This window comes from Enterobacter sp. DC4, assembly GCF_000568095.1.
Lineage (GTDB): Bacteria > Pseudomonadota > Gammaproteobacteria > Enterobacterales > Enterobacteriaceae > Enterobacter > Enterobacter pseudoroggenkampii.
Window position 1 is genome coordinate 86,927 of record NZ_AZUB01000006.1, and the last position, 15,383, is coordinate 102,309.

The following is a 15,383-nucleotide window of genomic DNA, read 5'->3' on the forward strand; positions in this document are numbered from 1 at the left end:
GCGGGGTGAGGGCATCAGGCCGCACCCGCAATCGTAGGTCCGGTAAGGCGAAGCCGCCACCGGGCTTCTACCTCAGCTCCCCAACACCTTCATCGCTTCCCGCGTCACGTTATCCATTTCATCCAGCAGCTCCAGGAACTCCGGTTCAAGCTCCGATTCCGGCGTACCGGCACGCAGCTGCTGCTCCAGCAGCTGGCAGAGGTTTTTCAGCCGCGGTACGCCGCTGTACCCGCAGCTACCGTGCAGCTTGTGGATTGCTTCCAGCAGATCTTCCGGGTTTTCACCCACCAGCTGCTCTTCCACCTTATTGCGAATTTCCGGCAGGAACGCGACCAGCATTTGCAGCATCTCGCGGGCCAAATCGGGTTTACCTGCCGCCTGGCGCAGAGCAAGCTGCCAGTCAAGGGTCGCGTTCTGGTTGACGGTTATTTCAACCGGCTCGCTGGATACCGTGTACGTCCCGCCAATATGACCCGGCTTATAGCGTAACAGCAGGTTATGAAGTTTCTCTTCATCGATTGGCTTCGCCAGATAATCATTCATTCCGGCGCTCAGCAGCTTCTCTTTTTGACCGGCCATCGCGTGTGCGGTGACTGCAATCACCGGCGTTTGCTGCTGATGCGGCAGCTGGTGGATCAGCTCGCAGGCCCGAATGCCATCCATGCCCGGCATCTGAATATCCATCAGGATTAAATCAAACTGCATCTGCTTAGCCTGCTCGACCGCCTGCGCGCCGCTGGTGCACAGCTCCACATGCTGAACCTGGTCTTCAAGCAATGCGCCAATGAGCTTCAGGTTGGCCGGATTATCATCCACCGCCATCACGCTCATCGGCAATTTTTGCTCATCGTCAATCATCGGGAGGGCATGCTGGCTGAGACGGCAATACTCCGTGAGCGCAGGCAGCAGGCGGGTCGCGGTGAGCGGTTTCAGCAGACACGCGGCGGCCCCGTCATTTTTCAACTCTTCTGCATTGAGCTGCGCGTGGCAAGGCAGCGCCAGCAGCAGGTAGTCGGTCATCGACGCGGCTTTTGCCAGCCGCTCCTGCTGCATGGTCAGCTCGCCGGTGAAGGTGACCGGGATCCCCATCAGCAGGATGTCGTAATGCTCAACGGCCAGGGCGGAGAAGGTTGGGCTGTAGACCACCTCCAGCGGCGTGGTGCTTAAGATGTCGAGCGCGCACTGCGCCGCTGCAGCGTTAGGTTCAACGTAGGCCAGACGCTTGCCTTTCAGGCAGTCCGTCACCGGGCCATCGGTCAGCACGTTCGGATTGAGGTCCAGATTAATGTGGAACCAGAAGGTTGAACCGCGGTTCGGCTGGCTGTGGAAAGAGATATCGCCGCCCATCTCGTTCACCAGGCGTTGCGTGATCACCAGCCCCAGACCGGTGCCGCCATGACGGCGGGAGATACTGGCATCCGCCTGACGGAACGCCTGGAACAGACGCGACTGATCCCGCTCCGGAATCCCGATGCCGGTATCGCGGATCTGGACTTCAATCTGCACTTTATTGCTGCTGATCGAGCGTTTTTCTACCAGAATGTCGATGTTACCGCTTTCGGTGAATTTAATGGCATTCCCGACAAGGTTGGTAATGACCTGCTGCAGGCGCAGCGGATCGCCAATGACGTTATCCGGCACGTCGTTTTTAATGTTGAGCGTCAGCTCAAGGCCTTTGTCGTGCGACGAGTGCGCGAGCAGCGTCACCACCTCATCGAGCGTACTGCGAAGCGGGAAGGGAATGCTCTCCAGGATCAGCTTGCCCGCCTCCAGCTTGGAGAAGTCCAGCACGTCGTTGATGATCGCCAGCAGGTTGTTGGCCGAGCGCTCAATGGTGTGCAGGTGATCGCGCTGGGTCGGGTTGAGCTCGCTTTTCAGGGTCAGGCGGGTGAATCCGATCACGCCATTGAGCGGCGTACGCAGCTCGTGCGACATATTGGCCAGGAATTCCGACTTAATACGCGCCGCTTCCTGAGCGCGCTTTTTCGCCAGATCCAGCTCAACGTTCTGGATCTCCATCTGCTCCAGCGTTTCGCGCAGGTCGGACGTCGCCTGGTCAACGTTGTGCTGCATCTCTTCGTGGTACGCCGCCAGCGACATGGCCATCGAGTTGATGCCGTTCTTCAGCATATCCAGCTCGCCCAGCATAAACCCTTCCACCCGGCTGTCGAGCTGTCCCCGGCGGATGCGGTCAACCGTGTTAACCATGTTGCGGATGGGGCCCGTCACGTCGCGCATCAGGCGCCAGCCGAAGATCAGCGCAATGCCGATGCAGAACAGCATCATCACGCCAGAGATAAAGATCTCTTTATACTGCTGTAGCCGGACCGACTTGAGATCCAGCTCCAGCGCCACATATCCCAGCATATTATTGCTGGATTTGGCGTCAGATTGCGCAGACTCATCGGGTGAATAGCTTTCCGACACGATCGGCGTGCGCAGGATCATGATATCGCCGCGCCGCAATACGGTGAGGTGGCGTGGGAACGGCGTACCGTCCGGGATCTTCAGGGCCGCCGGATCGAGATGAAAATTCGAGGTGACAAACAGGCGGTTATGTTCGTCGTAAACGGAAATGGCGCGTACGATGTCCGAGTGGCGCCGGTGGAGTACGCTGATTAACTGCCCAATGGATTCGCGGTTTTGCAGGTTCATGCCGTATTCGCTGGAAACGGCAAGCGGTTCGATAATGCTGGCGCCTGCATCCTCCAGCTGTCGCTGCAAATCGTTATAGCGGTGCACCACAAAGAAGATACTCAGCAGCAAACCGATGAGAACGGTGGGGGCGAGGATCAAAATCATCATGCGCGCGCGCAGGCTGTAGTTGGTCATGGCGTTCCGTTATGGGACAATTAAGATAATTATGTTTATGTGAGAAAAATCTCGGCGATGGCGCAATTCTACTCTGCAAAGCGACGCGTGACGACGCGTCAAATCATCACTGTTGAAGCCACGGACCTTGATCCGTTTGGTCAGGGAGTGGCACGTCACAATGGTAAGGCTCTGTTTATAACAGGTTTACTGCCAACAGAACGAGCAGAAATTACGCTGACGGAAGATAAACGCCAGTTCGCGCGCGGGCAGGTTAAGCGTCGCCTCAACGATAGTCCGGAGCGCGTGAATCCCCGCTGTCCACATTTTGGCGTTTGTGGGGGCTGCCAGCAACAGCACGCGAGCACAGAATTACAGCAAAAAAGCAAAAGCCGCGCGCTGGCGCGTCTGCTTAAACATGACGTTAATGAAATTCTCGCCGATGAGCCCTGGGGCTATCGTCGGCGCGCACGCCTGAGCCTCAGCTATCAGCCAAAAACGGATCGGCTGGAGATGGGGTTTCGCAAGGCCGGCTCCAGCGACATCGTTGATGTGAAGCAGTGCCCCATTTTGGTGCCCCATCTTGAGGCATTGCTTCCGGATGTGCGCACCTGCCTCTCCGGGCTGGACGGCATTCGCCATCTCGGGCATGTCGAACTGGTCATGGCCAACAATGGGCCGCTGATGGTCCTGCGCCATACCGCGCCGTTGTCGAAAAAAGATCGCGAAAAACTGGAACGCTTTTCGCATTCACACGACCTGGCGCTTTTCCTTGCACCACAAAGCGAGATACTTGAGCAGGTTACCGGTGAGGTGCCCTGGTATGCGTCAAACGGACTACGCTTAACGTTCAGCCCGCGGGATTTCATTCAGGTGAATGACGGTGTTAACCAGCAGATGGTTGAGAAAGCGCTGGCGTGGCTGGATGTTCAGAAAAGCGATCGGGTGCTCGATCTGTTCTGCGGAATGGGCAACTTCACGCTGCCGCTGGCGCGAAAAGCGGCCAGCGTCGTCGGCGTGGAAGGTGTTGAGGCGCTGGTGGCGAAAGGGCAGGAGAACGCACAGCAGAACGGCTTGCAAAATGTGACATTCTTTCATCAAAATCTTGAGGAAGATGTCACCCAACAGCCGTGGGCAAAACAGGGCTTTGATAAAATCCTGCTTGACCCGGCGCGTGCCGGTGCCCCAGGTGTGATGGCACATATTATTAAACTCGCGCCAAAGCGTGTGGTCTATGTTTCCTGTAACCCGGCAACGCTTGCCCGGGACAGTGAGGCATTAATTAGCGCGGGTTACCAGATTCAGCGTCTGGCAATGCTGGACATGTTCCCGCACACTGGTCATCTGGAATCGATGGTGTTGTTCGAGCACATCTAATTTGTTTGGCTTGTCGACTTCGACAGGCCCTGGTCCCTAAAGGAGAGGACAATGGTTGCGGTAAGAAGTGCACATCTCAATAAAGCTGGGGAGTTTGACCCACAAAAATGGATCGCAAGTCTGGGAATTTCCAGCCAGCAGTCGTGTGAACGCTTAACCGAAACCTGGGCCTATTGTCTGCGCACCACGCAGGGGCATCCCGACGCCGATCTTCTCCTGTGGCGCGGTGTGGAGATGGTTGAAATCCTGTCCATGCTGAACATGGATATCGAAACGCTGCAGGCCGCGCTGCTGTTCCCTCTCGCGGATGCGGACGTGGTCAGCGAGGACGTGCTGCGCGACAGCGTCGGGAAATCCGTCGTCGCGCTGATCCACGGCGTGCGCGATATGGCGGCCATCCGCCAGCTCAAAGCCGCGCACACCGATTCCGTCTCCTCAGAACAGGTTGATAACGTTCGCCGGATGCTGCTGGCCATGGTGGATGATTTCCGCTGCGTGGTCATCAAGCTGGCCGAGCGTATTGCCCACCTGCGCGAGGTGAAGGATGCGCCGGAAGACGAGCGCGTGCTCGCCGCCAAAGAGTGTACAAACATCTATGCGCCGCTGGCGAACCGCTTAGGGATTGGTCAGCTGAAATGGGAGCTGGAAGATTACTGCTTCCGCTATCTGCACCCGGCGGAATATAAACGTATTGCCAAACTCCTGCACGAGCGCCGCATCGACCGCGAGCACTATATCGAGGAATTTGTCGGCGGCTTGCGCCAGTCGATGAAAGAAGAGAACGTGCGCGCCGAAGTCTACGGGCGGCCTAAGCATATCTACAGCATCTGGCGCAAAATGCAGAAGAAACACCTCGCCTTTGACGAGCTGTTTGACGTGCGCGCCGTGCGTATCGTGGCGGAGCGTCTGCAGGACTGCTACGCCGCGCTGGGGATAGTGCACACTCACTTTCGTCATCTGCCCGATGAGTTCGATGACTATGTCGCCAACCCCAAACCGAACGGCTATCAGTCTATTCATACCGTGGTGCTTGGCCCAGGCGGCAAAACGGTCGAGATTCAGATCCGCACCAAACAGATGCACGAGGACGCCGAGCTGGGCGTCGCCGCGCACTGGAAATACAAAGAAGGCACGTCCGGCGGGGCGCGTTCAGGCCACGAAGACCGCATCGCCTGGCTGCGCAAGCTGATTGCGTGGCAGGAAGAGATGGCCGACTCCGGCGAGATGCTCGACGAAGTGCGCAGCCAGGTCTTTGATGACCGGGTCTATGTCTTTACCCCGAAAGGGGACGTTGTCGACCTGCCTGCGGGCTCTACGCCGCTCGATTTTGCCTACCACATCCACAGCGATGTGGGGCACCGCTGCATCGGGGCGAAAATCGGCGGACGAATCGTACCGTTCACCTATCAGCTGCAGATGGGTGACCAGATTGAAATCATTACCCAGAAGCAGCCCAACCCGAGCCGGGACTGGCTTAACCCGAACCTGGGATATGTCACCACCAGCCGCGGACGCTCGAAAATTCACGCCTGGTTCCGTAAACAGGATCGTGACAAGAACATCCTTGCCGGTCGCCAGATCCTCGACGACGAGCTGGAGCATATCGGGATAAGCCTGAAAGAGGCGGAGAAATTCCTGCTGCCGCGCTACAACTTCAACGAGCTTGACGAGCTGTTAGCGGCGATCGGCGGCGGTGATATCCGTCTGAATCAGATGGTGAACTTCCTGCAGGCGCAGTTCAATAAGCCAAGCGCGGCAGAGCAGGACGCGGCGGCGCTGAAGCAGCTGCAGCAGAAAACCTACGCGCCGCAGCAGCGCAGCAAAGACAATGGCCGCGTGGTGGTCGAGGGCGTGGGCAATCTGATGCACCACATTGCCCGCTGCTGCCAGCCTATTCCGGGCGACGATATCGTCGGCTTTATCACCCAGGGGCGCGGGATTTCGATTCACCGTTCCGACTGCGACCAGCTTGCCGAGCTTCAGTCGCATGCGCCGGAGCGCATCGTGGAAGCGGTCTGGGGTGAGAGCTATTCCGCCGGCTACTCGCTGGTGGTGCGCGTTACCGCCAACGACCGCAGCGGCCTGCTGCGCGACATCACGACCATTCTCGCCAACGAGAAGGTCAACGTGCTGGGCGTTGCCAGCCGCAGCGATACCCGCGAGCAGCTTGCCACCATCGATATGACCATCGAAATCTACAACCTGCAGGTGCTGGGCCGCGTGCTCGGCAAGCTGAACCAGGTGCCGGATGTGATTGACGCGCGTCGTCTGCACGGCGGTTAAACATCCTCTTACGTAGGCCGGGTAAGGCAACGCCGCCACCCGGCATTTTTTCATCAGGACAGTACTATGACTCAAATCGACCGCCTGCTCGGCATCATGAAACGCCTGCGCGACCCGGAAAACGGCTGCCCGTGGGACAAAGAGCAGACTTTCGCCACCATCGCCCCGTACACCCTTGAAGAGACCTACGAGGTGCTGGACGCCATTTCCCGTGAAGATTTTGACGACCTGCGCGGTGAACTGGGCGATCTGCTGTTCCAGGTGGTGTTCTACGCGCAGATGGCGCAGGAAGAAGGGCGCTTTAACTTTGACGATATCTGCGCTGCCATCAGCGACAAGCTTGAGCGCCGTCATCCCCATATTTTTGGCGATGCCACCGTAGGGAACAGCGCCGAGGTGCTGGCCCGCTGGGAGCAGATCAAAAGCGCCGAGCGGGCGGAAAAATCCCAGCACTCCGCGCTGGATGATATTCCGCTGAGCCTGCCCGCGCTGATGCGCGCACATAAAATCCAGAAACGCTGCTCCGCCGTCGGTTTTGACTGGACCTCCCTCGGCCCGGTGCTGGATAAAGTGCACGAAGAGATTGATGAAGTCATGCACGAAGCGCAGCAGGCGGTGGTGGATGAAGCAAAGCTTGAGGAAGAGATGGGCGACCTGCTGTTTGCGACCGTCAATCTTTCTCGCCACCTGGGTGTAAAAGCGGAAACCGCCCTGCAAAAAGCCAACTTAAAATTCGAACGACGCTTTCGCGAAGTTGAGCGGATTGTCGCTTCGCGAGGCCTGGAAATGAGCGGTATTGACCTCGACGCGATGGAAGAAGTCTGGCAGGAAGTAAAGCGCCAGGAATCTGATCTCTAACGGAATTTTGCGATCAAGCGCAATTTGTGTGATTTTTTAAATGACAAGCGCTTGATTTGCGTCAAAAACATTTACCCAAAAGGGGCTATTTTCTCACTCCTTATGTTTGTCATGGCCTGGAATGGAGACGGAGAATGAAAGTTTGTGGCGCTCGCCGTGTTCGGGTATACTACTTTCCCGTCCTGGTTATTCCATCGTTTCACCCTAACTTCTCAGGTTCAGCATGACAACGAACTATATTTTTGTGACCGGCGGGGTCGTATCCTCTCTGGGTAAAGGCATTGCCGCAGCCTCCCTCGCAGCCATTCTTGAAGCCCGTGGCCTCAATGTGACCATGATGAAACTGGATCCGTACATCAACGTCGATCCGGGCACCATGAGCCCAATCCAACACGGGGAAGTGTTCGTTACTGAAGACGGCGCTGAAACCGATCTGGATCTTGGCCACTACGAGCGTTTCATCCGCACCAAAATGACCCGTCGTAACAACTTCACGACTGGCCGCATCTACTCCGACGTTCTGCGTAAAGAGCGCCGTGGTGATTATCTGGGTGCCACCGTTCAGGTTATCCCGCACATCACTAACGCCATCAAAGAACGCATTGTTGCGGGTGGCGAAGGCCACGACGTGGTGCTGGTTGAAATCGGCGGTACCGTGGGTGATATCGAATCTCTGCCATTCCTGGAAGCGATTCGTCAGCTGGCGGTAGATATTGGCCGTGAACACGCGCTGTTCATGCACCTGACCCTGGTGCCGTACATGGCCGCTGCAGGTGAAGTGAAAACCAAACCGACCCAGCACTCTGTTAAAGAGCTGCTCTCCATTGGTATTCAGCCAGACATCCTGGTTTGCCGCTCCGATCGTGCGGTTCCGGCGAACGAACGTGCGAAAATTGCATTGTTCTGTAACGTGCCTGAAAAAGCCGTTATTTCAATGAAAGATGTCGATTCCATTTATAAAATCCCGGGCCTGTTGAAATCGCAGGGCCTGGACGATTATATTTGTAAACGATTCAGCTTGAACTGTCCGGAAGCTAACCTGTCTGAATGGGAACAGGTTATTTATGAAGAAGCCAACCCGGCAGGCGAAGTGACTATCGGTATGGTCGGCAAGTACATTGAACTGCCGGATGCCTATAAGTCAGTGATCGAAGCGCTGAAACACGGTGGTCTGAAGAACCGTGTCTCTGTGAACATCAAGCTGATTGATTCGCAGGATGTTGAAACGCGTGGCGTTGAAATCCTGAAAGATCTGGATGCTATCCTTATCCCTGGCGGCTTCGGCTACCGCGGTGTAGAAGGCAAGATCGCTACCGCGCGCTATGCGCGTGAAAACAATATTCCATACCTCGGCATCTGCCTGGGTATGCAGGTTGCGCTGATCGAATTTGCGCGCAACGTAGCGGGAATGGAAAACGCGAACTCTACGGAATTTGTGCCAGACTGTAAGTACCCTGTGGTGGCGCTTATCACTGAATGGCGTGACGAAGAAGGTAATGTCGAAGTCCGTACCGAGAAGAGCGATCTGGGTGGCACCATGCGTCTTGGCGCACAGGCCTGCCAGCTGACTGACGATAGCGTGGTTCGCAAGCTGTATGGCGAGCCGGTCATCACCGAGCGCCATCGTCACCGCTATGAAGTCAACAACATGTTGTTGAAACCTATTGAAGCCGCGGGCCTGCGTGTTGCGGGACGCTCCGGGGATGATCAGTTAGTCGAGATCATTGAAGTGCCAAACCATCCGTGGTTTGTCGCCTGCCAGTTCCACCCGGAATTTACTTCAACGCCACGCGACGGGCATCCGCTGTTTGCAGGCTTCGTGAAGGCCGCCAGCGACTACCAGAAGCGTCAGGCGAAGTAAAAAAAGTTAGAACGGCAACGCGTACCTTTGGTACGCGTTGTTTGTCTGGAGTTTTAGTTTAACTTGTACTGAGGAAAATCTAATGTCCAAAATCGTTAAAGTCATCGGTCGTGAAATCATCGACTCCCGTGGTAACCCGACCGTTGAAGCCGAAGTTCACCTGGAAGGTGGTTTCGTTGGTATGGCTGCTGCTCCATCAGGTGCTTCTACCGGTTCCCGCGAAGCGCTGGAACTGCGCGATGGCGACAAATCTCGCTTCCTGGGTAAAGGCGTACTGAAAGCGGTTGGCGCTGTAAACGGTCCTATTGCTCAGGCAATCATTGGCAAAGACGCCAAAGACCAGGCTGGCATCGACAAGATCATGATCGATCTGGACGGTACTGAAAACAAATCTAACTTCGGTGCGAACGCAATCCTGGCAGTTTCCCTGGCGAACGCCAAAGCGGCTGCGGCTGCTAAAGGTATGCCACTGTTCGAGCACATCGCTGAACTGAACGGCACCCCAGGCAAATACTCCATGCCTGTACCAATGATGAACATCATCAACGGTGGTGAGCACGCAGACAACAACGTTGATATTCAGGAATTCATGATTCAGCCAGTTGGCGCGAAATCCCTGAAAGAAGCGGTACGTATGGGTTCTGAAGTGTTCCACAACCTGGCTAAAGTTCTGAAAGCTAAAGGTATGAACACGGCTGTTGGTGACGAAGGTGGCTATGCGCCAAACCTGGGTTCTAACGCAGAAGCACTGGCTGTTATCGCAGAAGCAGTAAAAGCTGCAGGCTACGAGCTGGGCAAAGACATCACCCTGGCGATGGACTGCGCAGCATCTGAATTCTACAAAGACGGTAAATACGTTCTGGCTGGCGAAGGCAACAAAGCGTTCACCTCCGAAGAGTTCACTCACTTCCTGGAAGACCTGACCAAACAGTACCCAATCGTGTCTATCGAAGACGGTCTGGACGAGTCTGACTGGGCTGGCTTCGCATACCAGACTAAAGTACTGGGCGACAAAATCCAGCTGGTTGGTGACGACCTGTTCGTAACCAACACCAAGATCCTGAAAGAAGGCATCGAGAAAGGCATCGTTAACTCCATCCTGATCAAATTCAACCAGATCGGTTCTCTGACCGAAACTCTGGCTGCGATCAAAATGGCGAAAGACGCTGGCTACACCGCTGTTATCTCTCACCGTTCTGGCGAAACTGAAGACGCTACCATTGCCGACCTGGCTGTGGGTACCGCTGCAGGCCAGATCAAAACTGGTTCTATGAGCCGTTCTGACCGTGTTGCTAAATACAACCAGCTGATTCGTATCGAAGAAGCGCTGGGCGAAAAAGCACCATACAACGGTCGTAAAGAGATCAAAGGCCAGGCATAATCGCCTAAGCCTTAAAACGAAAATGCCAGTCGAATGACTGGCATTTTTTTTGGCTATTTAAAATCAACCGCCATTTGTTCCGGAATGGTCAGCCCCTGAGTGGTTTGCACGCAGCGGGCGATATAATCCGTAAACCGGGGTGGCTTCGGCATCCCCATGCTCAGCAGCTTATCGTTGCTGAAGCGAACGTTAAGCGTGGCAAACGCACCGTATAACCGCATGGCTTTCAGCATCAGACGTTCGTTGCACGGCCCAAAAATATGTTTCAGCTCGCGACGCATTCTGACCAGCGTTTCGTAGCTGACCTGCGCATACTTATCACCGACGGGGGCTTTCTCCAGCGCCTGCGCCATTGCCTGATCAATATCCGCAAAGCGAACGCTGTTCTCTTCTCCCGCAGAAATGTGTACCACTTCTCCCGGACGCGCGTTGCTGTTGAGCAGCATTAACATCGCGTCGGCGCAATAATCCACCGGAACAACGTCGATCCGGTCTTCCATTGAGCACATAAATTTTTGCAGCATCAGGCCCATGCTAAAGACCCAAAAAATGCTGCTCGACGGTGTGCAGCCGTGACGGGTATGGCCGACGACGATGGACGGACGGGCGATGAGCAGCGGCAGGTTCGGACACTCCTGGCGCATCAGCTGTTCGATGGTTGACTTCGAAAACGTGTATTCCACCAGGTGTTCAGCATTCTCTCTGAATTCGGCGCTTTCGGCGACCAGGGAATCCTGCTCCGGCGTGCATGACATCGCGGTGCCGACGTGGAGGAAACGCTGCAGTCCTGTGACCTGCTCCATACGGCGCGCCAGCGCGAGCGTACCTTCAACGTTGACCTTCCAGATCAGCGGGTTGTTACCAAATGAGGCGACGGCCGCACAGTTCACGACATGCGTGACCCGATCCAGACGGGGATCGTTCAGGAAGGCTTCAGGCTGGCTGAGGTCGCCAATCAGGATATTATCCACCGTCAGGGAGGCCAGTTTGTCCTCAGGAACGTTGAACTTGCGCATATTCTCCAGCACGCGCTCCAGCCCGCTCTGCGGATCGCCGGCACGCGCAAGCAAAAGGAGTTCTACGGATTGATCGTTGGTCAGGATTTTTTCAAGAACTGCACCGCCCAGAAATCCGGTCACGCCTGTAATCAATAACATCTTCATTAATACCGTCTCATTATGATTGATGAGGCGGATTGTAGGCGCGCAAAAGTAAACGGCATTTAAATAATAAATCGCCGAAACCGACTGCATCTTAAGCTTATTTTAAGGAAAGGAAATCGGGCGGATATTTTGGACATTAGCGGAAGGGTAAAAATTCACTCTATTAAAATTTAAATTTTAACTTATTGAATTTAATGTTTTTTATAGAGGTGCTCCCGAACGGTGAACTTAATTCAAAATGTAATAAATATAATAATTTGTTACACCAAACATTTATCAAATAAATGATTTAAACGCCACTTAACTAAAATCAGACGGCATAAATTGCAGGCTATTTTATTTAGCCTGCGAAGGATTTTTAGAGTAACAGAGGAAGCGTAGCGCTGGCTGTTTGTTGGCTAACGTCGCCGTAATGACCATCCAGCGCAATCATGGACGTGGTCAGCAGCTCGACCAGCAGCATCACCCCAACCTTAGCATTGAGTGCGCCTGCGCTAAGGGGGCCCTCTGGTTTGGCAGCCACCAGCAGCATGTCGCTCAGGGACGCCAGCGGGCTGCGGGGCGTATTGCTGAGTGCCAGAACTTTAACGCCGCGCTTGCGGGCAAGCTTCACCACGTGGAGTAAATCCCGCGTTGAACCCGAACTGGAGATGGCCACAACCAGCGTCTCTTTCGAAAGCGTTGTCGCATTCATGGCCGCGCGGTGCATATCGCTAAACAGCTGTGCGGGTTTGCCCAGACGCAACAACTTGTAGTGCAGATACTCCCCAAGGATCGCGCTGGCCGCAACGCCATAAATCTGCACCGACTGCGCCTGGTGCAGCGCCAGCGCCGCCTTTTCAAGCAGCGTGCGGTCGAGGAGTCTGGCGGTATCCTGCAAAGCCTGCACCGACTCATCCACGACGTTATCAATCTCATCTCCCGCCTGACGCGCGGGCTGGCCCTGCTGAATATCCAGCGCAAGCGCCATTTTAAATTCGTTATAGCCTTTGCAGCCCAGCGTGCGGCAAAGACGCGTGACGCTGGCCTCGCTGGTGTGGCTCTCGCGCGCCAGCTCGGTGATCGTCAGGTAGAGCACCCGGGCAGGATCGCTGAGGACAAATTCACCGAGTTTTTGTTGTGTTGGGCTGTACCCGGAAGCCTCCTGGCGTAGCTTCAGCAGCAGGTTTTCATGGTCTGACATGCTCGATCCTTAATGCGTTTCTCTGCGACTAGTGTGGCGGAAAGCGGGGGAAAGATGCCAGTCATTTTGAAAAAGTATGATCGTCGTCCTGGTTTTTGATGATAATTTTCACTATTAAATATTTATATGGTAAAAATTTTCATCGTTTAATGGGGGGATGAAAAAATGATGCAAATATTCAGTGGGGCTTCTTCAGGGGGATGGTTTGAAAAAGCGCAGCGCTTTGGCAAATCCTTTATGTTGCCGATTGCCGTGTTGCCTGCGGCGGGTCTGCTGCTGGGGATAGGCGGCGCGTTATCGAATCCCAATACGCTGGCGGCTTATCCGTTTTTAGATGTGGGCTGGCTTCAGGCCATTTTCACCATCATGAGCAGCGCAGGATCCATCGTGTTTGCGAACCTCTCGGTGCTGTTTGCCGTTGGGGTGGCCGTAGGGCTGGCAAAAAGCGATAAGGGTACGGCCGGGCTGGCGGCATTACTCGCGTTTCTGGTGATGAATGCCACCATTAACGCGCTGCTGATCCTCACTGGCAAACTGGCGCACGACAACCCGGGCGCCGTGGGGCAGGGCATGACACTGGGCATTCAGACGCTGGAAACCGGCGTGTTTGGCGGCGTGGTGATTGGTCTGGTGACCTGCACGCTCCATCATCGGTTTAATAAAATAGCGCTTCCGCAGTTCCTCGGGTTCTTTGGTGGCTCGCGCTTTGTTCCCATCATCAGCTCCCTGGCGGCGATCCTCGTCGGTGCGCTCATGACCGTGGTCTGGCCGCATTTCCAGAAGCTGATTTTTGGTCTGGGCGGGCTGGTGGATGCCACCGGCTATCTGGGCACCCTGCTGTACGGCTTTATTCTCCGCATGCTGGGCCCGTTTGGTTTGCACCACATCTTCTATCTGCCGTTCTGGACCACCGCGCTTGGCGGCAGTGAAATCGTCAACGGTCATCTGGTGGAAGGCACGCAGCGGATCTTCTTCGCCCAACTGGCCGATCCTACCACGCGTCAGTTTTACGAAGGCACGTCACGCTTCATGTCCGGGCGCTTTATTACGATGATGTTTGGCCTGCTCGGCGCGTGCCTGGCGATGTACCACACGGCAAAACCCGAGAACAAAAAGCGCGTTGCCGGACTGCTGCTTTCTGCCGCGTTAACCTCGTTCCTGACCGGGATTACCGAGCCTATCGAATTCTCGTTCCTGTTTATTGCACCGGTGCTTTACGTCATTCATGCGCTGTTTGACGGGCTGGCGTTCATGCTTGCACACATGCTGCATATCACCATCGGGCAAACCTTCTCCGGCGGTTTTATCGACTTCGTGCTGTTCGGCATTTTGCAGGGGGAGGCCAAAACCAACTGGATGTTCGTTCCGCTGGTCGGCGTGCCGTGGTTCTTCCTTTACTACTTCACCTTCCGCTACCTGATTAACCGCTTTGATTTTGCTACGCCGGGTCGGGAAAAGGAGGCGATGGCTGACGAAGTCAGTCTGCCGCAAAACGAACGCGCTGCTGCGGTAATCGCCGGATTGGGCGGAAAAGACAATCTTGAAGAGGTGGACTGCTGCGCCACGCGTCTTCGCGTCACGGTGAAGGACGGCAGCAAGGTGAATGACGCGGCGCTGAAAGCCACCGGGGCGCGCGGCGTTATCGTGCGCGGTAACGGTGTTCAGGTCATTTATGGCCCGCATGTCACGATTATCAAAAACGAAGTGGAAGAGATCTTATCGTAATGAAAACTGTACTGGATAACCTGAAGGGAAAACTGATCGTCTCCTGTCAGGCGCTGGAGAATGAACCGCTGCATAGCCCGTTTATTATGTCGCGGATGGCGCTGGCGGCGGCGCAGGGCGGGGCCGCTGCCATTCGTGCCAACAGCGTGGTAGATATCGAGGCCATTAAGCAGCAGGTCTCTTTGCCGGTCATCGGCATCATCAAACGGGATTACCCGGAAAGCGAGGTGTTTATCACCGCCACGATGAAAGAGGTGGATGAGCTCATGAGCGTCTCTCCGGAAATCATTGCGCTTGATGCGACGGCGCGGGAGCGTCCCGGCGGAGAATCCCTGGAAACGCTGGTCTCGCGCATCCGCTCACGCTATCCCGCGGTGCGGCTGATGGCGGATATCGCCTCCGTGGACGAAGCCGTGACGGCGCAGGTGCTGGGCTTTGACTGCGTCGGCACCACGCTTTACGGCTACACGGCGGAAACCGAGGGTCATACATTGCCTGACAATGACTGCGCGTTCCTGAAAGCGGTGCTGGCGGCCGTGACGGTTCCCGTGGTTGCCGAAGGCAACGTGGATACGCCTGAACGCGCGGCCAGATGCCTGGCGCTGGGCGCGCATACGGTCGTCGTCGGCGGTGCGATCACCCGCCCACAGCAAATCACGGAACGGTTTATGGCGGCGATTGGCGCGCAAAGCACCGATGGAGCATGACCATCCGGCGGGGATCTGCGATACTTATCGTTTA

10 protein-coding genes are annotated in these 15,383 nt (G+C 55.6%); 7 read left to right on the forward strand and 3 right to left on the reverse strand.

What is annotated here, in order from left to right; translation table 11 throughout:
- Positions 1-72 precede the first annotated feature (72 nt).
- A complete protein-coding gene (gene barA / locus P349_RS06955) occupies positions 73-2,832 on the reverse strand; it encodes a two-component sensor histidine kinase BarA (RefSeq protein WP_024909270.1) in 2,760 nt (919 codons plus the stop codon).
- Positions 2,833-2,889: 57 nt separating this feature from the next.
- Between barA and rlmD the strand changes: the two genes are divergently transcribed.
- The 5 genes from rlmD (at position 2,890) to eno (ending at position 10,571) form a co-directional block, all read left to right on the forward strand.
- On the forward strand, positions 2,890-4,188 hold the full coding sequence (gene rlmD, locus P349_RS06950) for a 23S rRNA (uracil(1939)-C(5))-methyltransferase RlmD (protein ID WP_032648099.1): 1,299 nt from the start codon (positions 2,890-2,892) through the stop codon (positions 4,186-4,188).
- Between the two features lie 51 nt (positions 4,189-4,239).
- On the forward strand, positions 4,240-6,471 hold the full coding sequence (gene relA, locus P349_RS06945) for a GTP diphosphokinase (RefSeq protein WP_024909268.1): 2,232 nt from the start codon (positions 4,240-4,242) through the stop codon (positions 6,469-6,471).
- Positions 6,472-6,537: 66 nt separating this feature from the next.
- The gene (gene mazG, locus P349_RS06940) at positions 6,538-7,329 is read left to right on the forward strand and encodes a nucleoside triphosphate pyrophosphohydrolase (protein ID WP_032648097.1); all 792 of its coding nucleotides are present in this window, start codon (positions 6,538-6,540) and stop codon (positions 7,327-7,329) included.
- 223 nt (positions 7,330-7,552) lie between these two features.
- Complete coding sequence (pyrG, locus tag P349_RS06935; protein ID WP_032648095.1) at positions 7,553-9,190, forward strand: glutamine hydrolyzing CTP synthase; 1,638 nt, start codon at positions 7,553-7,555, stop codon at positions 9,188-9,190.
- A gap of 82 nt (positions 9,191-9,272) precedes the next feature.
- Positions 9,273-10,571 (forward strand): phosphopyruvate hydratase, encoded by a 1,299-nt coding sequence (gene eno / locus P349_RS06930; RefSeq protein WP_024909267.1) that lies wholly within the window; start codon positions 9,273-9,275, stop codon positions 10,569-10,571.
- A gap of 53 nt (positions 10,572-10,624) precedes the next feature.
- Here eno and P349_RS06925 read toward each other — a convergent pair whose 3' ends face one another.
- The gene (locus tag P349_RS06925; protein ID WP_032648092.1) at positions 10,625-11,734 is read right to left on the reverse strand and encodes an SDR family oxidoreductase; all 1,110 of its coding nucleotides are present in this window, start codon (positions 11,732-11,734) and stop codon (positions 10,625-10,627) included.
- A gap of 358 nt (positions 11,735-12,092) precedes the next feature.
- Positions 12,093-12,917, reverse strand: coding sequence for a MurR/RpiR family transcriptional regulator (locus P349_RS06920; RefSeq protein ID WP_024909265.1), 825 nt, complete (start codon positions 12,915-12,917; stop codon positions 12,093-12,095).
- 165 nt (positions 12,918-13,082) lie between these two features.
- Between P349_RS06920 and P349_RS06915 the strand changes: the two genes are divergently transcribed.
- The gene (locus P349_RS06915; RefSeq protein ID WP_024909264.1) at positions 13,083-14,642 is read left to right on the forward strand and encodes a maltose/glucose-specific PTS transporter subunit IIC; all 1,560 of its coding nucleotides are present in this window, start codon (positions 13,083-13,085) and stop codon (positions 14,640-14,642) included.
- On the forward strand, positions 14,642-15,349 hold the full coding sequence (locus P349_RS06910; RefSeq protein ID WP_032648091.1) for an N-acetylmannosamine-6-phosphate 2-epimerase: 708 nt from the start codon (positions 14,642-14,644) through the stop codon (positions 15,347-15,349). The genes P349_RS06915 and P349_RS06910 overlap by 1 nt, the downstream gene beginning before the upstream one ends.
- Positions 15,350-15,383: the final 34 nt, after the last annotated feature.